The sequence below is a fragment of the Candidatus Poribacteria bacterium genome, assembly GCA_028820845.1.
Taxonomy (GTDB): Bacteria; Poribacteria; WGA-4E; order WGA-4E; family WGA-3G; genus WGA-3G.
Genome location: JAPPII010000118.1, coordinates 37,905 through 55,812, shown reverse-complemented (window position 1 = coordinate 55,812; position 17,908 = coordinate 37,905). Strand labels below are relative to the sequence as shown.

At 47.1% G+C, this 17,908-nt stretch carries 15 protein-coding genes; 7 read left to right on the top strand and 8 right to left on the bottom strand.

The window, feature by feature from the left end:
- Positions 1 to 56: 56 nt before the first annotated feature.
- From OXN25_22510 to OXN25_22480, 7 genes are all read left to right on the top strand, one after another.
- Positions 57 to 479, top strand: a complete 423-nt coding sequence (locus tag OXN25_22510; GenBank protein MDE0427637.1) for an NUDIX hydrolase — start codon at positions 57 to 59, stop codon at positions 477 to 479.
- On the top strand, positions 476 to 808 hold the full coding sequence (locus OXN25_22505; protein ID MDE0427636.1) for an L-rhamnose mutarotase: 333 nt from the start codon (positions 476 to 478) through the stop codon (positions 806 to 808). Before OXN25_22510 ends, OXN25_22505 begins: the two co-directional genes overlap by 4 nt.
- 44 nt (positions 809 to 852) lie before the next feature.
- Positions 853 to 1,665, top strand: a complete 813-nt coding sequence (locus OXN25_22500) for a PfkB family carbohydrate kinase (protein MDE0427635.1) — start codon at positions 853 to 855, stop codon at positions 1,663 to 1,665.
- A 36-nt stretch (positions 1,666 to 1,701) separates the two neighbouring features.
- Positions 1,702 to 2,556 (top strand): hypothetical protein, encoded by an 855-nt coding sequence (locus OXN25_22495; GenBank protein MDE0427634.1) that lies wholly within the window; start codon positions 1,702 to 1,704, stop codon positions 2,554 to 2,556.
- A gap of 63 nt (positions 2,557 to 2,619) precedes the next feature.
- Positions 2,620 to 3,420: a TIM barrel protein gene (locus tag OXN25_22490; protein MDE0427633.1), complete on the top strand. Its 801-nt coding sequence runs from the start codon at positions 2,620 to 2,622 to the stop codon at positions 3,418 to 3,420.
- Positions 3,421 to 3,448: 28 nt separating this feature from the next.
- Complete coding sequence (locus tag OXN25_22485; protein ID MDE0427632.1) at positions 3,449 to 4,552, top strand: Zn-dependent alcohol dehydrogenase; 1,104 nt, start codon at positions 3,449 to 3,451, stop codon at positions 4,550 to 4,552.
- Positions 4,553 to 4,591: 39 nt separating this feature from the next.
- Entirely contained in the window at positions 4,592 to 5,368 is a 777-nt protein-coding gene (locus OXN25_22480; protein MDE0427631.1) for a methyltransferase domain-containing protein, read from the top strand.
- 16 nt (positions 5,369 to 5,384) lie between these two features.
- Here OXN25_22480 and OXN25_22475 read toward each other — a convergent pair whose 3' ends face one another.
- From OXN25_22475 to OXN25_22440, 8 genes are all read right to left on the bottom strand, one after another.
- The gene (locus OXN25_22475; GenBank protein ID MDE0427630.1) at positions 5,385 to 6,491 is read right to left on the bottom strand and encodes an Rpn family recombination-promoting nuclease/putative transposase; all 1,107 of its coding nucleotides are present in this window, start codon (positions 6,489 to 6,491) and stop codon (positions 5,385 to 5,387) included.
- Positions 6,492 to 6,755: 264 nt separating this feature from the next.
- Complete coding sequence (locus OXN25_22470) at positions 6,756 to 10,421, bottom strand: hypothetical protein (GenBank protein ID MDE0427629.1); 3,666 nt, start codon at positions 10,419 to 10,421, stop codon at positions 6,756 to 6,758.
- 389 nt (positions 10,422 to 10,810) lie between these two features.
- Complete coding sequence (locus OXN25_22465; protein ID MDE0427628.1) at positions 10,811 to 11,617, bottom strand: RraA family protein; 807 nt, start codon at positions 11,615 to 11,617, stop codon at positions 10,811 to 10,813.
- A gap of 33 nt (positions 11,618 to 11,650) precedes the next feature.
- On the bottom strand, positions 11,651 to 12,505 hold the full coding sequence (locus OXN25_22460; protein MDE0427627.1) for a sugar phosphate isomerase/epimerase: 855 nt from the start codon (positions 12,503 to 12,505) through the stop codon (positions 11,651 to 11,653).
- Positions 12,506 to 12,548: 43 nt separating this feature from the next.
- On the bottom strand, positions 12,549 to 13,274 hold the full coding sequence (locus OXN25_22455; GenBank protein MDE0427626.1) for a phytanoyl-CoA dioxygenase family protein: 726 nt from the start codon (positions 13,272 to 13,274) through the stop codon (positions 12,549 to 12,551).
- A gap of 3 nt (positions 13,275 to 13,277) precedes the next feature.
- Positions 13,278 to 14,348 (bottom strand): Gfo/Idh/MocA family oxidoreductase, encoded by a 1,071-nt coding sequence (locus tag OXN25_22450; GenBank protein ID MDE0427625.1) that lies wholly within the window; start codon positions 14,346 to 14,348, stop codon positions 13,278 to 13,280.
- Positions 14,349 to 14,417: 69 nt separating this feature from the next.
- Positions 14,418 to 14,981: a c-type cytochrome gene (locus tag OXN25_22445; GenBank protein MDE0427624.1), complete on the bottom strand. Its 564-nt coding sequence runs from the start codon at positions 14,979 to 14,981 to the stop codon at positions 14,418 to 14,420.
- 124 nt (positions 14,982 to 15,105) lie between these two features.
- The gene (locus tag OXN25_22440) at positions 15,106 to 17,901 is read right to left on the bottom strand and encodes a TonB-dependent receptor (protein MDE0427623.1); all 2,796 of its coding nucleotides are present in this window, start codon (positions 17,899 to 17,901) and stop codon (positions 15,106 to 15,108) included.
- Positions 17,902 to 17,908: the final 7 nt, after the last annotated feature.

Genomic DNA, 17,908 nt, shown 5'->3' with positions numbered 1-17,908 from the left:
TTGCTTATGTGTCTTGTGGCAAATTATCAATTGAAGCGGGTTTTTTGGAATATAAGATGTTTTGTTACGATTACCCACGGCCTGCCGTTACCGTTGATATTGTAATCTTCGCCGGTGAGGATCCAGAGCTGCTGTTGATTAGACGTAAGCATCTTCCCTTTGAAGGGTATTGGGCATTGCCGGGCGGTTTTGTTGAGATGGATGAATCGCTTGAGGAAGCCGCACGGCGCGAGTTAGAAGAGGAAACCGATGTTTCGGATGTGACCTTAACCGAGATAGGTGCTTTTGGGGACCCCGCTCGCGATCCGCGCGGGCGTGTAATTACCATCGCCTACGTTGCTGTCCTTGAGAAACGGTTGTTAAAAGTTGAAGCTGGTTCCGATGCAGCCGAAGTGGCGTGGTTTTCAACTACTAATTTACCGGCACTTGCATTTGATCACGCAGAAATAATCCAAAAGGCATTGGAAACAACTAAATGAAACATTATGGTTTAACTTTGAACCTAAAAAACAATCCAGATGTGATTGAAGCATATAAAAAATATCACCGGGATGCGTGGCCAGAAGTAGTTGAGGCTCTGAAGGCAGTCGGTATAACGAAGATGAATATCTATCTTTTAGGTTGCCGTCTATTTATGGCGATGGAAACGGTTGATAACTTTGATATAGAACGGGATTTTCCACGTTATCTTGAAGAGAATCCGAGATGCAAAGCGTGGGATGAATTGATGCGAACTTTCCAGGAACCTGTGGCGGAAGCACAGCCAGACGAATGGTGGGCGTGCATGGAACCTGTCTTTGAATTGTAACGCGAAAGGGATATATTTCTTCGATGGCGGTAACATTTCTATCAGTGGGTCATTTTTGTTATGATGTCTCGCCAAATGGCTATATTCTTGGTGGATCCGCCTCGTATTCGACACTAACTGCACGAAATCTGGGGCATCACGCCCGTGCTATCACGGCTGTAGGTGCGAATTTTGACCGGCAAAACCCGCTATTGGATGGCATAAAAACTGTTTATTGTGAATCGTCTGAAACGACGATTTTTGATAACCAATACGACGAAAAAGGACATAGGCAGCAGTTTATCTTGGGTTCGGCAAGGAAACTAAAAGGAGCCGATGTTCCTGTTGAGTGGCGTACAAGCAATATAGTTTACTTGTGTCCGATTGCCAATGAAGTTTCCGCGGAACTTGTTCACTGTTTTAGCAAGGATACATTGATAGGTGCCACACCGCAGGGTTGGCTCCGGCAGTGGGATGCGAGTGGAAGGGTTGAAGCAAAACGTTGGGCGACAGCTGAGCAAATCTTGCCCTACATTGATGTCTTAATCCTCAGTGATGAGGACATCCGTGCTTATCCAAATGAATTGGAGAGATATATCCAGCTGGCTCCAATCGTTGTGCTGACGCGAGGTGCAAGGGGGGCAACGCTGTTTCAAAACGGCGCGCAACTTGAGTCCACAGCGTATTCCGTAACCGAGATTGATCCTACGGGTGCTGGTGATGTTTTCGCAACCTCCTTTTTGATTGACTATTATCAAAATCGGACTGTCGAGAGGGCACTGAACTTCGCACATTGTGTCGCTTCTTTTGCTGTGGAAGGTATTGGAACATCTTGTATTCCAAAACTCGCCCAAGTGCTGTTGAGGTTAAAGATATAGTAAATAGTTAACCGATAACTATTAAAAGAGAGATTTATGGCGATCCATTACGATTTTATCGCGTACAGCAGTAGGACATCAGCAACCCATTGGATTATTGGGATGAAGGCGATTCAGGGCGAGGTGCCGCTGGATATTGTCATACCTGACGATCAAGTGACCATTGACCCTGACAATCCGGAAGTCGTCGGTGTTTTGACAACAGAGGGATTAGAGCGGGAAAGTGCCGATGGCTTGGAACTTTACCGCTATCTCCGGCGTTTGAATCCAAAGAAAAATGAGGCTTTTAACTACAATGAGGTTGTTATTCGGAATATCCATAGCCGTTTGAACACACTGCGGGTTAACCAAGAACTTCGGGTGCAGATAACCTATACCGAACGGAAAGAACCGTATGCCCGCTTTTCATATCAAATTAAGTTATTAGATGTTTCGGAACAATCAGAGGCGAACCCTTCTGATAGCGAACGCTCTCAAATTACAACACCGTATGCCGAAGGTGGGCATCAGCACCTACCCGAACAGAAAAGTGTTGAGAATCCAAACCAACCGATTTATAGAACGACGAGTACGCTCGAGAAATTAATCGCTTTTACCCAAAAACTCCAAAAAGAATTGGATCAGACCCAAGAACGTCTCGGGGTGGTGATTAACAAAGTTCAGCAATTGGAGGAGGATCGGCAGCAGTTCCGCGAGATACATAACCTCATTGAGGAGATTCTCAACCGAATCAGCCGCTTAGAAGGTTTGGACCCCCGAATTCAGTATCTTGAAGCAGATCGGCAGCAGCTCCAGGATCTTCAGCAAACTTTACGAAAGTTTCTCATAGCATTGAACCAACAGACGAGAGTATCGCTGCAGGAAAATGACGAGATTGCAATGAATGAGTAATACCTGTGAAAAATGCTAACAGGCGATTTTGCCTGTATGCCGGTGAGAAAAGGAGTGTTCGGTATGATGAAATTGGGTACGATGTCCCTAAATGTGAGAAATACTACGGCTACTGCTTTCGCACAATTGGTATATGATCTCGGATTTGATGTGATTGAGTTGCATTCAAGTGCGTTTGAATCGACCGATGCGGACTATCTACGTGGGTTGAAGATGGATCTCATGCGGAAAGGATTACCCTTAGGTTACATCGGTATTAGCAATAACTTCGGCCGTCCTGTTGAGGAGCACCACGAGCAAGTCGCGTTAATCAAGCAGTGGATAGATGTTGCGGCTTTTATGAGCTGCCCATTGGTTAGAGTCTTTGCTGCTTATGTTCCTGACGATTGTGAAGATGAAGAGACGTTGTGGCCACCGATGATTGAAGCCTTCAAGGAGGTCGCTGAATACGGTCATGAGTCGGGGATCCTCGTCGGGTTACAGAATCACAACCATAACAACGTCACGCGGGACGGCGCGGCGGTTTTACGCGCTTTAAATGGGACAGACCATCCCTATTTTACACATATTTTAGATACCGGACAGTATGCGGGTTCTCCGGGCGCGAGTGGACATCGCGGTTCGTCACACCCAGGTTACGACTGTTATGCGAGTATTGAACAAACGGCACCGCATGCGGTGTATGTCCGGACGAAGTTTTATCAGATTGATAGCGGCGTGGAGGAGTGGTTAGATTACCCGCGTATTTTAGACATTTTGCGCGGGGTCGGCTATAACGGATGTCTATCTATTGTCTACGAAGGTGAATCGGATCCGGTTGAATCGATGCGAAAAGCGAGAAGTTATATGGAGTCTATATTGTAACCCTATTACGGCGTAGAGCGAGGGAAAAATGAAAACGCGTGCTGCGGTTATGTATGAACATAATCAACCTGTTATTGTTGAGGAACTTGAATTAGATGAACCGAAGGCGAACGAGGTACTCGTTCGGACCGCGGCGAGTGGTGTCTGCCATTCCGATTTGTCGGTCGTCACTGGGGCTATCTATTACAATGCTGCTGTGGCACTTGGACATGAAGGCGCAGGTGTTATTGAACGCGTTGGCGACGATGTCACTGGGTTTCGTCCAGGTGACCACGTGATCTTATCTTTCGTCAGTTATTGTGGCGGTTGTCGCATGTGCCAGATGGAAAAAGTCTGTCTCTGTGAGAGTTACGATGTCCCGCGCGGTTTTCAATTGGATGGCACCTATCGCCTCTGGAACAGTTCGGGGGATGGTATCCTACAGATGGCGCGGATTGCGACGATGTCTGAATACATGGTTGTCCCTCAGCAAAACCTTGTCAAGATTGACGATCGCTATTCATTGGAGCAGGCAGCACTCGTGGGGTGTGGTGTAACGACAGGTGTCGGCGCTGTGTTGAATACTGCGAAGGTGGAACCCGGAAGTTCTGTGGCGGTTATCGGGACGGGTGGTGTTGGTCTGAACGCCATTCAAGGTGCCGTGCTTGCACGAGCAGAGCGAATTATCGCCGTTGATATTGCCGAGAGGAAACTCGATTTTGCGAAAAGTTTTGGCGCGACGGATGTTGTTGATGCCTCAACGTCCGATCCAGTTGAAGCCGTGCGTGAATTGACGGCGGGTCTCGGTGTAGACTATGCGTTTGAAGTGATTGGGAATCCGAAAACTATCTTGCAAGCCTACAATATGGTCCGGGCGGCTGGTACTGCTGTCATTGTCGGGATGGCACATCATGAATCAGATGTTAGTATTCCGGCGCAACACCTCGTCTCAACGGAGAGACGGTTGATCGGTTCGTTTTATGGTTCGTGTCAGCCGAAAGTGGATATGCCGAAATTGCTTAATCTCTATACGGAAGGCAAATTGAAGTTAGATGAGTTGATTACGCGGCACTATCGGCTTGAGCAGATTAATGAGGCGTTCGCCGACATGGAGGCGGGTGAAAATGCGCGTGGTGTTATTCTTTTTAATTAGCCGTTATAGGTTAGCAGAGCGCCCCGACAGCCAATTACTATGAAATCGGTACATAACGCAGTCCGAGAGCAGTTTAGCCAGCATGCAAACTATTATGCCCAGAGCAGCGCACATGCTGAGGGGGATACCTTAGACATTATCCTCGATTTCGCCGAGCCGCAAGGCACAGAACGGACGCTGGATATTGCGACAGGAACAGGATTCACAGCGTTTAAGCTCGCACCAAAAGTCGCTTCTGTGATTGCCACCGACCTGACACCGGCGATGCTTACGAAGGCAGCTGAACTTGCGGAAGAAAAATCTATAAAAAACATCTCTTTTTCTCTTGCTGCTGCGGAATCTTTGCCTTTTGCCGATGCTTCGTTGGATTTAGTAACCTGCCGAATTGCCCCTCATCATTTCCAAGATGTCCCTGCCTTTTTGAGCGAGGTGCATCGGGTTTTATGCCCGGATGGACGCTTCTGCATGGTGGATTCTGTCGTGCCTGAATCGAAGGAATTGATAGCATGGCAGAATCGGGTGGAGTGGCTCCGAGACAACTCTCATGTGTATGGGTATCCGCCATCTGAGTGGGATGCAATGATTGCGGATGCAGGATTGTCCCTTGAAAAGACAGCACTCGTCCGAAATGCCCAAATGTCGTTTCTGTGGTGGGTGCGTCCAGAGGAAAACCCGCCGGAGGTCGTGCAGGAAATCCGTGATGCGTTCGCCAATCTCTCTCCTGACGAGGCGAAAGAACACTACACAGTTCATCCAGCGGGTGATGATTTCTATTTTTCTTGGCCCATGTATGCGGTTAAGGCGCGTAAGTCCTGATGGTTCTGGAGGTTTATCATACCTCTAAGTGTTCTCGGAATGCGATGAACGTCTCAACGATAGAAGCCGTAAGATTGAGGTGCTTGAGATGGTTGAGGTCTTGGATGGCTTCGAGTATTGGCTTGAGTGCGTTGACATCTGCGTTAGGGAAACGTGCGTTGAGGGTCGCGAGTGTGCTTTCAATGCTCATTTGTCGCGCCCCTTCTTCTCTACCTTCTTCTCTACCTTCTTCTCTGCCTTGCTTGATCCCTTGTGCGATGCCTTGTTGTAGATAGTGTTCAGCCATGGTTTGCATGAGATTTACCTCTTGTTGAGAAAGATTCAAAGTCGTTTGGTGTTCGGAGACGATCCGATCTAAATCGGCACGTTCGTCAACGGAACGTTTGTGGACAACTAATGCGTAAAGATAACAGACTACTTGCACCCACGCGGCACGCTCCGACTCCCTGAGCCCACTGAGATGATCACCTAACGTCTCTAACACTGATACGAATACCGTAGGATCGGGTGTGTCTGCACGCTTGAGGACGGTCATCAACCATCCGAACGGGCTTTCGGTCTTCAGTAAGTTTGCATCGGGTTCGGTCTGGATGCCGAGAAATAACGTCTCGAATCTCGGAACGAACCTAAGCAACGGTTCCGGCACATCCATCAACGTTTCCATTGAAATCACAGATCGCCATTCTGCTTGTCCGGTATAAAACACAACCGGAATGATCGGACGAAATCGCCACTGACTTTTCGGGATACCCTCGGCGACCCACTGCTGCCGTTGCTGGTCCCAGATGTGATACATATAAGCCAACATCCGAAATCCCATTGCGGGGTCTATTGTGGACTGATGTTCAATGAGGATGTAGATCATCACCTCTGTTTCATCGGTATCTCGAAACGGCAAGAGGAAAACCAGATCGGATTCTTGTTCGCGTAGGTTGTCAGCGATAAATGTAGTGTTGACGTGCTGGATTCTGCTGAAGTCGAGCGACTCGACGAGGTCTTCACCGATAATTTCGAGGAGCCCGCGAAGGTTATCTGGGTTGGCTAACAGCCATTTGGCACTCCTATCTGCGAACTGTCCGAGCGCGTCCTTGAAAAAAGTGAGGATTTCTTTGATGTCTACCATATAGGGGTATTATACACTGTTTTGTCGGGAAAATCAACAGAGTTTTTGCCCTGAAGCCCACTGCTGTCTGTGTACCTTGACCGACAAAAACGGACTGGCGGTGTCTACCAGCCCGCTGCTATTTCCAACTATTGAAATAGCTGTCTTCAATCTGAGTTTAACTTTTAGCCGATGCTTTACGACAACATCGCGGTAGATGTTCTATCCAAGCGATAAAAGACTATACCTGCTGGTATGGTACTAACAATTATTGAAACTGCTGCCTTATCCATCCTGTCTTACCTTTTCCAAAAAGCCCTTTACCTCTTCTATTTTAAATACAGGTCTACCTCGGTGAATAACAGCATGGCAATTCGGGCAAACAGGTCGTAAGTCTGCAATCGGATTTACCTGATAATTTTCTTTAATTTCGCTCAACGGTTTAAGATGATGAACATGAATCAGCCCCTCGGCTTCGGGACCATAGATTTCTGACATATCTTTTTGACATACTGCACAACGTGTGCCATAGTGCTGCAAGCACTTATCACGAGCAGTCTGATCGCGCTCATAAGTATTTACTGAAATTTGTCTACGCGCGCCTTCGTAGAAACCCTCGGTTTCACTAATTTCCTCCGGCAACAAGGTATCCACTCCATTACCGTATCCTTCGGGCCTGCCGCTACTACCGCTAGTTTTCTTGTGAGATGTCTCCTCTTGAGAACTATCTCGTGAACTTGGAGCATTCACACTTGGGCGCGAAGAAGGGTGAGGTGTTGATTTATTTCCTACTGAATCAGTATGTCCATCGCCTTCGGGTGTTTCACTATCCTTCGTAGTCAAACTACTGTTATCTTCACCAATACCGGTCACAGGCTCAGACGGTATTGAGGAAGTATCAACTGGGGTTTCATCATCAAGAGCATTCTCGTCCTGAATAGGTTGTTCTGGAGTCTCCTTCTCTTTTTGTTCATAGGTTTCTTGTTCAGCTATCCACTCCTCAACTTTTGCGCGTAGTTCGGGGTATTGGCTGATTTTACTTATCACCTTTGCTGGAACACCAGCTTTCTCTGCAAGTTCAGCCACCTCATCCTTTTTCATACCGAGTTGGTCTGCCAATCGTTCATCACGTTGAAATGATTCTGGGAGTTCTGCAAGGGTAATTTCACTTGGCTTGTGCATATTTCCATCAATGTCAGGCAGCCATGCCTTGGTAACTAATAAATCGCCAAAAGAATGAGATCGTACTTTCTTAAAGTCAGGATTAGTGTAATCCTGCCTCCTTGATTTCTCTACGACCCCCTTAATATAGTTAACATTGCGAATAGCGATATGATTCCATATAAAAGCACTTTTTTCACGTGTAGGAGAGTCGAGTGCAGGGGCCAGTCCATCAACCTGTACGTTAGGATCAAAACCATCAAGTCCTCTCTGGTGCCTACCATGAGACCTCTCAACAACAACATAGCCTTGCCAATTTTTTTCTGCTCTTTTAACCCGAACATCACTCACAATACCCAAATCTATAAACAACGCACGGGCAGCACTTGGATACTTATCAAGATCAACAAAAGCACCAGTATCTGGTTTGGCGAAATACTCCCATAAATCAGTAATAGGATCCTTGAAAATTCCAATCCAAAGCATTAAACTGTCCCGTTCAAAATACGTGCGTAAGTCTTTGGTTCCGAAATAGAGTAGACCCGGTTTAAGATAAATTGGAAAGTCTGCATTTGGATTCTCCACAAGGATAAAATACGTTGCTTTTAATTTGGTTTTAAGTTGTATTTTCCTAGATTGTTTGCAGGTGTTATACGCGCGGGTAATTTTTTTGAAATCATTCATGTGCTCCTTAATAGAAACTCTCGGTGGATTCCCTTCGTATTTTGGAAGTATAGTTTCAATTACTTCGTCAACAATATCCCATTGAGGAATTTTCAACTTCTGCAAAAACTCACGAACCTTTTTAGTGACAGCCACAGCGGAATAAGTTCCGAGAGGGTTTTTACTCCAGAAAGTGTCTCCGACTCCAAAACAGAGTTGATCTGGTTTGAGATAGATCAGATTGCTTGCACGTGAGTCCTTTGTAAGAATAAACGGGACTGTCATCAACTCTTCCGATAGCTGTTGTTTCTTCTTTTCGGAATCATCTGTCCTATAAGCCTTCACTATTTTGGTAAAATCTCTGTTGAACTCTACTCTTGGAATCGCGCTTGTACTATTGCGATACTTTGGAAGAATATAATCAAGAACTTCAGCGACAATATTCCATTCAGAAACGCCAATCTTGTCAAGGAACATACGTGCCTTTTCCTGTTGAGATTTATTCTTACCATAGGAATAGACTCCTTTAGCAACGAAGTGGAAACCGTTTTTCTGTGTTCCGTCTTTTGGCGGATCAAAATTCATATCATCGTTGGAAAAGCGACATTCACTGCCAACTCTGTAGGTTTTATTGTTACAACGAACAATGCAAAGTTTGGATAATTGGTACTTGCGTTCCTGAACGCCCGAATCTGACTGGGCAGATGATAGAAAATCGCCAAGGAACGCATATAGTTTTTGATGCCACGCATTCGATTTGTTGTTTAACCACTTTGTTATATCTTCAAAGGTCTCCAGTGCTTTTACCAAATCTTTAACAGTCCACTCGGAAATATCCAACCTGGATAAAAAATTATCGTCTTGTTGGTTCCTTTGTTGCGGGTTCGCGATCCACAACGGCTGAGAACAACATTTACTTAGGAGGATCGCTAAATCTTTATGGTCGATCAGATCAGATAATTTTTTTTGACCCCGATAGCACTCCGACGCTGGAGCATGTCCCCCCTGTTTCATCGGGGTTAGTTTCGTCTGATTAAATTCTTCAATTAGTCGTTCACGGATAGGACCACAAAGAGAAGATAGATTATCTTTGCCATTAGGCAAAGTTGCCAAAAATCTCACATCTAACAATCCTTGGTCGCGGATAGAATGCATTGATTCAGCAACTAAATCTGCAATGCGATCTCGCAATTCGTCGTTAGCCAGACACTCTCGAACACTATCACGCGCAACGGTCGAAGCAAACGGGGCATGTATGTGAAATCGTAGATTGCAAGGTTCCTTTACTGCCGGGAAATAGATACAGACTTGGCCAGGATTTAGTGGTAGGATTTTCCATTTCCCACTTTTAGATGTATCCATACCAAAAGCAATCGCAATTTGACAGCATTTAGGTTTATCGTTTTCGTCCTGAACATTAACATTTTTCGTAAATCGGAGATAGTGTGTAGATTTGGGTAATTTACTTTCTGGATGCTTGACAGAAATCTCAATTCGGTTTCCATCATCAGCATTTTCTTTCCGCTTCAGAGATCCCTTCTTTGAATTAGATAAATTGTAATTTATCTGATGGATGTTGTTCAGAAACAGTAATGTATTTTCGTTTAGTTCTCGGAGATTCTTTTCTATTTCAGCTGATGCTTTTTCGGGTGGTTTTTCGGGATTGTCAAAAGGGAAGACAAAGCGAGTTCTTCGCGCACCGAGTGCTCCTGGGGACAGGCCTTCCGTATCGGGAACAACCATATCGCGAATGCGGAAATGGAATTCTCCGGACTCAATCTCTGGTGTGTTGGTGTAGGCAAATACAGCCTTGAAGCCGATACCAAATTTACCGATGTTAGTAGGATCGTCTGCCTTAGTACTCGTACCAATACTGGTTATAGACTTCACATCGTCTATATCAAACAGTTCGTTCCCATTATGTTCAAATTTCAGTCTATCAGTATTCAGAACAAAGTGAACCTTTGATGCACCCGCATCCTCAGCATTCTGGAGAAGTTCATAAATAAAGTGGGCATTGTCTGGGTACAAATCAGTAAGCAAACGTTTGAAGCCTTCAAACCATTCGTTGTCAATAAGTGCTTGGAGTCCATTTTTACGCATTTCAGATAATTGATTAATCGTCATTATCGTCTACCCTTTTCATGAAATATCCTGATTTGTCTCGGACATTGATTTCATATCGCGCTAAGGTCTCTTACTAAACCGAATACTCGTTTTTAGTTCACTAAGTTGCAAAAAACTTCTAATATGACACCTTTACACCGGTTCAATGGAGAAAAATTACAGATAACTTTATGGAAACTGCTGCCGAACGCCTACTTAAATAGGTGGGATGAGGCTTTGAACAGGAGTGCTTAAAGTTCAAGCCCTCACCCCCTACATTAACAATAGAATGCAATATTCCTAATGAAAAGTCAAGAATGGGTGTGTCAGGTTTTTGGCACGGAAGCGATCCAAATCGTCCTCTCATCCTGAAAATCCTAAAATCCTGCAAGTACTGATTCAGACATACCTCATTCCTGCTCCTCACGCCATTTCGCAAAATCTGCCTCAATCTCTTCAGACCATTTCCGATCTATTTCACCTGGGGTATAGACACCTTCACGCAACCGTTGATGTCCAAACCGGTCTCGGAGAGCCACCTCTTCGCCGCGTTCAACGACTTGTTGCGCGAAATGTGGCGGAATAAAAATAATCCCGCCGCGCCTCCCTAAAACTACGTCACCCGGTAAAACCGTCGCCTCCGCAATACGAATCGGGATATTAATACCGGTCAGTGTGACGTTTGCGATACCTGTCGGATCTACACCGCGCACAAACGTCGCAAAATCAGGTAACTCATAAATGCCGTCCAGGTCGCGGATACCGCCGTCAATGACCATCCCCGTTCCTGTTTTCGCAAAGATGGAATTGCCGAGGTTGTCACCCGCAAAGGTGCCGTCCTTGACCTTACCAAAAAGGTCAACGACAATGACATCATCGCGGACGAGTGTATCAATAACCCACGAGTTTTGCCCACCGACGCATCCATCTTTTTCGCCTTGTGCAGAGATAGCGTCGTTAAAGTCAGGTCGAATCGGCACAAAAGCACACGTCACCGCTCTACCCACCAGAATTCGGTCTGGATGGAGATTCATCCAATCGCCAGCGAATTGGAATTTATAGTTATTGCCATTCAGAACACCCCACGCCTGTTCGATGCTAATCGCTTTCATGCGTTGGAGAATATCATCGGGAACGCGCGGTCGTCCATCAGGGAACCGATCGCCTTCCCATAGGTGTGTCATCGCGAGGATGCTCTCTTTATCAATAAGTCTCATGTTGAGTCTCTTTCTAACAGAGGATGTATTTACCTACAGCCCTGCGTTTTTCCAGACCTGATCCAACGATTCCGCTGTGGCTTTCGCTGCGTCTGCGGGTTCCATGTTGTTTACCTTTTGACTGAACGGTTCAGGGGTCACGGGTCCTTCATAACCGATTTCCGTCAGAATTTGCATCAATTCAGTCAGTGGGATTACACCAGTTTCAGCGGGAAGGCACCTGATGTTGTCGATCTGATCGTACGGGTCAATGCCAGCTGGAGCGTCATTGATGTGGACGTAAACGACATCTGATACAGAGAGTTTGCGCACATCGTCTATAGCCGAACGACAGGTGTACCAGTGCCATGTATCAAATAGGAGTCCGACGTTCCCTGTGCCAACAGCAGCGGCGAGTCCTAACATCGCATCCATTGAATAAGCAAAAAGATACTTGGAACCTGCGCGGCTCGTTGCCGGTCCAATGAACTCAAGCCCGATTGAGTGTCCGTGTTCTTTGAGAATCTCAGCGATAGGTCGAAGGCGTTTAACAGAAAAATCCCAGTTTTCCTGAAAGGTCATGTCATTTGAAGCGGGTCCGACGACAGTGGTCGTCCGATAACAACCGAGTTCCGCGGCGAGTGCTGCACGTTCGGGAAGTTGTGCTAAACCGGTATCATAGTCAGCATCGGGACCCCGCCAATTGACCCCGAATCCCCAGCCACCCATAGCAATACCAGCTTCTGCCCAAAGGTCTTTGACGTATTGAACCGAATGTTCTTGCGCGAGTTGGTTGGCTTCATCAATGTTTAGGTCGAGACCTTCAAAACCGGCATTTTTCGCTAATGCCAAGCCTTCTGTCATGTTTGCCCGGATGCCGATTGCACCGGTGCTCAGGTTCTTAAACATAAATAATTTTTCCTTTTCCTATGTAGATTCCATTTGCCACAAACTAACAGTTTGTGCTACATTCAGTTAATTTTTCGCCGCGTAAAACCTTCGCCGCAACAGCCCACGGATAGTCATTGTCCTCGGCTTTTGCGTTGCGATATGTAGGTATCCAGACCCAACGTTCTTCGCCAGATTGGTTCGGATGACTGGCATGCAGCGTCAAGTCGTGGAAAAAGACGGCACCACCTGCTTCAATTTCCGCTGTAACGGCAAGGTCTTCATCAACGACTCCGGGGCGGAGTCGGTTTCCGAACCCATGTCCATCGCTGGCATCGCCATCATGGACAATAGCAGATTTGTGCGAACCCGGGAAGAGTTTGAGACATCCGTTTTCAACAGTCGCATCGTCAAGAGCCACCCAGATTGAGACTTTATGTGCGCCGTGCCAATAGTGCCAATCTTGGTGCCAAGGGCTTGCGAAGGTCATTGCTTCGCTCTTGAAAACTACCTTGTCGCTCAGAAATTCGATATCCGGTGCGAGAATCCCTTCCAAAATATCGAGTAGCCGCGCATCACCAACTGCTGTTTGAAAGACCGGACTCCGCACAGCCAGACCGACATAAACGCCGTGTCCAGCGACTGTGCCTGTTTCTGCTTTAACGGATTCCAGAATGTCGATGCATTCTAATTTAAGCCGTTGGACTTCGCTGCGTGTGAACAGGTTCGGTGCGATAGCGAAACCATCTCTTGCGAAATCGTTGCGAAGTGTTGCTATGTCAAAAGTCATTTTTTAAGCCTCAGATGCGTCGATTTGAACTTCACGTCCTGATTCAGCACTTTTGAGCAAACCTTCCATCATTTGCTGAACAATCAAGCCGTGGCGAAGTGGTGCCTTGCACTTTACGTCGTCTAAGATACACGTAATGAAGTGATCTGCGATGGCATCCCACGATTTCTGATATTTACCGGGTGGTAGGCTAACATTTATGTCCTCAGATGTGCCGGATGCGTCTGTCCGAAAAAGTCGCAATGGCTTTAGGGTCGCGCCTGCATCCGTTCCGAATAATTCAATTTGGAACTCGTCGGGTTGGTGTGATGCCCAGAAACTTTCAACCTGTAAGCCAAGTCCATTTTCAAAGGTGATGAAACCCCCGGCGTAGTCGTCCGCCTCATACTGTTCGTAGGTCTCTTTTGGGGGTTGACTGCGGTTCCAATAGCCTCGCCCGCGCGGCCCGAACTTCGCACCAGCAGCACCGAGTACGGCGATCGGTTTCGGCAGTCCGAGAATCCACCACGCTGCGTCAAGGACGTGGACACCCATATCCCGGAACGCACCGCCACCCTTTTTAATGAAGCCAAGGTTCCATGCCGGGATACCATTACGACGAACACTCCGGGCCCGAGCGTAATAGAGTTCGCCAAAATAGTCGTCGCGTGCAAGGTTGCCGAGATATTGGCTGTCATTCCCAAAACGCGTGGAAAGCGACATCATATTAACGACACCTGCTGCCTCTGCTTCTGTGACCAGTTGTTGCGCTGCTTCTTCGGAATCAGCGAGAGGTTTCGTTACCATGACGTGTTTGCCATTCCGCACTGCCTCTAATGCTATCGGGACATGCCACTGGTTCGGTGTTCCAACAAACACCGCGTCGATGTCACTATCTTGGCACATCTCTTTATAATCTGTGTAGAATTTAACTTTGTCCGGTAGGTCTTTGGCGAAATCTTTCATCCGATCTTCTAAGAGGTCGCAGAGCGCGACGACGTTGCCTCTCGGATTGCTGGCGAGTGCAGCTCCATTGGGTCTGCCGATACCCATACCGACAACTGCTATGCGTACTGATTTTTCTTCTGATGTCATAAAATGTGTCTCCTGATGTAACGGTTCGCGTATCGCGTATCGCGGTTCGCGAAGAGGGCTGACGGCTAATTAATACGGACGACCCCGTTGGTTCAAGGGAGGACTCACCTCGTTTTTGACAGACTTAATAGTCCTGAGATATGCCCAAATTGCCTTGAGATCCTCATCGTTCATCTGACCGTAATGTTTGGTTGGCATCGGTGGGAAGATCTGACGATTGTTCATATCGCCTTGATGGTGTCCTGTCCGCATTGCTCCGATGAACATTTCCTCTGTCCATTCACCCAATCCAGTCTCGTTGTCAGGTGTCAGATTTGAGGCAAAACTTGTTCCGAACGGACCGGAGAACGCGCTCATTTGAGGTGATGTAAGGATAAAAATACCTTGTTGCATCATGCTGAAATTGTAGCGTGGATAAGGCGCATTCGCAGGGTGTCCGGCAAGATACATATCCATATTATATTCGGCTCCCGCACGGGGTGTGTGGCAGTGTCCACACGCGCCCACTCCATCCACGAGATATTTTCCACGCTGCACCATATCACTCTGGCTTTCGACTGAGTTGATGTTCAGCGCAATAACGGCACCTACAAGGAACACCGCTGTGCAGAAGATTAAGAAATTTCGAGGCATTCAATAAGTTCTCCTTTAGGTTCAAGTTGTGTGCAAATCTCGCTACAATTTAGCACATCTTGTAAGTAGCTGCAATAAAAATATGAGAAGCTGCGATTGGAAAATTGCCATGCGTTTTTGGCGTTTAGAAACTATACGATAACTTGGCATAGTAAAATCCGCCATTGAAACCAAAAGGCGCAGCCCTGCGATCATACGTGAAGACCCCCGGCGAATCCGCAATGACCGTGCCTGTACTATCTACTAAAGTGCCGCCGCGTGCTTGACCAACCTCGTTCAGGTCAGGTAACTGATTAAGGAAATTATTTATCCCCACTGTCAACACCAAAGCGTCATTGAGTTGATATGCCCCTTGGATGTCAGTGAGCCATTTTCCGCTGTAGGTTTGTCGCTGGGCACTTTCTCCACTGCCTTCTTGAACGGTGTAGCTTCCGAAGTAGCGTAAAGCAGATCCAATCTTAACAGCACCGATGATATAATCCGCAGTAAAATTGATGCGTGTGTTCGGTTGCCATTCCTCGATGATAGAACGTTCACGTTCAGGAAAGAGAATCTCCTCAAAACCGATTAGAATAGGTCCAGGGGCTTGCACATCACCGATGACTTCAGTATCCGTCCAAGTCGCTGCGACCTTGAGATTCAAGAGAGATTCGTTGTCAAAGGCGTGTAGGTAGCCCGCAGCGACATCAACACCGCGCGTGCGGGTTTGTGCCACGTTCGTGAAAACTTGTGCTTGATTTGCTCCCGCTTGTGCTAAGGCAGGAACAGCATCAGCCGTGAAACTACCGCTAAGAACAATCCGGTCGTCAATATCAATCTGGAATGCATCAAGCGTCAACCATAGATTCCGAATTGGTTTAGCGACAATACCACCCGATACATTGATTGAGGCTTCTTCTTTAAGCACTGGAATATTGAGGGCACGCGCCTCATCACTATCATTGCGAAATGTCCCTACCTCAAAAGGTAGAAGTTCCGTTGTGTCCCCATCGCCATCGGCATTGTTATTGTCTGCCTTGAATTGTGTGCTGATATTGTTGAAATAGAGTTGGTGAAGTAAAGGTGCGCGAAAGCCTGTACTGCCAGCAGCACGAAATGCAATCTGCTCCGTCAGATCGTAGCGAGCAGTCGCTTTTCCTGTGACAGTGGCACCAAAATCACTATACTGTTCACCGCGCACAGCTGCACCAACGAGCAGTCCGGTTCCGGGTTGCCCACTGAGATAGGATTCAAAATCTACATAGCCAGCCACGTTAGTTCTGCTTTCATCAACTTCGTTGTCAGGTCGAAATCCGGGGAAGACCTGGATACCACCCGCGGCACCCGGCGCGCCGAGTCCTGCGTTAATCCATGAAAGGGGTTCACCTGCGTGGATACTGTAGCCTTCTCTACGAAATTCGATCCCACCGGCGAGGTTAACTAAAGAGGATTGGTACTGCAACGGGTAGGTAAGGTCCAGGTTGAATGCTGTTTGCGTAAGTCCGAATCCACCAGCATCTGCGGCGGTTGGGCTGCTGGCACCATAGGAAGCGTTCAAAGAATTAGAAACGAAAAAGTCAAATGTATTCAACCCGTGATTAACGCTGACATCGACATTTAAATCTGTCACTTCATGGGTCCATCCTAACCCTAAAGCGAGCGACGTATCGCCAATATCGGTGTTAATTTCCGGTAAAAACCCGTCGGGATAGATTTCGGTCACCGTCCGTTCTATTTGGTTGGCTCTGCGATAAAACCCGGCACTGTTATTTTGGCGCGTGGAATAGCTGCCAAATGCATATAATTCTAATCCTTCTGTCAGCGGTAAGCCAAAGTTGTAAACCCCAACTTTTTGTGAGGCATCAGAATCCCCGACCCGGAAATTTTTTCGATTAAAATGATATTCGCGTGGATCAAACCAGACGGGTTTTTCACCAGTTACGTTTCCATTTGCGTCTTTTACCTCAAGCGTTGCGTCGGGGGGTCTGCCTTGATCTACGTCTATCCAATCGTATTGTCGCGTTCCGGTGAGTCCGGCGCGGTTTGTGCGGTACCGGTCCCGCCATTCGACTGTTAGGTTCAGAAAACCGGAGTCACCGACTTCCATGCCGTAGTTCCCATTTCCAATCCACGTGTCCCCGTCATCTTCGTAGGTTTCCCCCCAATAGATGTTCGCGTCCCCAGTATTGACATCCTCTTTTAAGACAATGTTGATAACACCGGCGATCGCATCGGATCCGTACTGTGCAGCTGCACCATCACGAAGCACTTCAATCCGTTCAATAGCAGCAGCAGGAATAGCGTTGAAGTCGGTTCCAGCGGTCCCCCGACCGACGGAGCTATTTACGTGGAGCAAAGCACTTTTGTGCCGACGTTTGCCATTGACTAATACCAACACTTGATCGGGTCCCAAACCGCGCAGCGTCGCAGGTCTCAATGCGTCAGTCCCGTCGCTGATTGTTGAACTTGGAAAGTTGAAAGAAGGAACCAGCATCTGCAGAACGCGCCCCGTTTCAGATTGTCCTGTAAGGCTGAGCTGCTCTCTGTTGACAACCTCTATTGGAACAGGTGCTTGCAATGCTCTCCTCCCTATGCTGCGGGTCCCTACGACCACAACGGATTCAATGGTTTGGATGGGAGCAAGTGTTACTGTAGCTTCGGTTTGGTCAGCAGTGATATTAATCCGTTTGCTCGAAAATCCAATCGCTATTACGGTTAGCGATTGGGCATTTATTACGTCACTAAACGCGGCAGTTCCGGATTCGTCAGTGGTCTGTTCCTGATCGCCTATCTGTATTTTTGCTTCAGGGATAGCATTTCCGTTCTGATCTTGGACGAGCACCTCGAATGTTTCGGCACTGGTTGTTGGTATTACTGATACGATGCCGAATAAAATGGCAACGAGACTCCAGAAATACCGTTTGTTGTCTGAAATTGACATAAGGTTC

Bases quoted from the DNA above. Each gene is read 5' to 3' on its own strand.
- OXN25_22465 (MDE0427628.1), bottom strand. From the start codon at position 11,617: ATGAGACTTATTGATAAAGAGAGCATCCTCGCGATGACACACCTATGG.
- OXN25_22445 (MDE0427624.1), bottom strand. From the start codon at position 14,981: ATGCCTCGAAATTTCTTAATCTTCTGCACAGCGGTGTTCCTTGTAGGT.
- OXN25_22505 (MDE0427636.1), top strand. From the start codon at position 476: ATGAAACATTATGGTTTAACTTTGAACCTAAAAAACAATCCAGATGTG.
- OXN25_22455 (MDE0427626.1), bottom strand. From the start codon at position 13,274: ATGACTTTTGACATAGCAACACTTCGCAACGATTTCGCAAGAGATGGT.
- OXN25_22460 (MDE0427627.1), bottom strand. From the start codon at position 12,505: ATGTTTAAGAACCTGAGCACCGGTGCAATCGGCATCCGGGCAAACATG.
- OXN25_22480 (MDE0427631.1), top strand. From the start codon at position 4,592: ATGAAATCGGTACATAACGCAGTCCGAGAGCAGTTTAGCCAGCATGCA.
- OXN25_22470 (MDE0427629.1), bottom strand. From the start codon at position 10,421: ATGACGATTAATCAATTATCTGAAATGCGTAAAAATGGACTCCAAGCA.
- OXN25_22450 (MDE0427625.1), bottom strand. From the start codon at position 14,348: ATGACATCAGAAGAAAAATCAGTACGCATAGCAGTTGTCGGTATGGGT.
- OXN25_22510 (MDE0427637.1), top strand. From the start codon at position 57: ATGTTTTGTTACGATTACCCACGGCCTGCCGTTACCGTTGATATTGTA.
- OXN25_22495 (MDE0427634.1), top strand. From the start codon at position 1,702: ATGGCGATCCATTACGATTTTATCGCGTACAGCAGTAGGACATCAGCA.
- OXN25_22485 (MDE0427632.1), top strand. From the start codon at position 3,449: ATGAAAACGCGTGCTGCGGTTATGTATGAACATAATCAACCTGTTATT.
- OXN25_22440 (MDE0427623.1), bottom strand. From the start codon at position 17,901: ATGTCAATTTCAGACAACAAACGGTATTTCTGGAGTCTCGTTGCCATT.
- OXN25_22490 (MDE0427633.1), top strand. From the start codon at position 2,620: ATGATGAAATTGGGTACGATGTCCCTAAATGTGAGAAATACTACGGCT.
- OXN25_22475 (MDE0427630.1), bottom strand. From the start codon at position 6,491: ATGGTAGACATCAAAGAAATCCTCACTTTTTTCAAGGACGCGCTCGGA.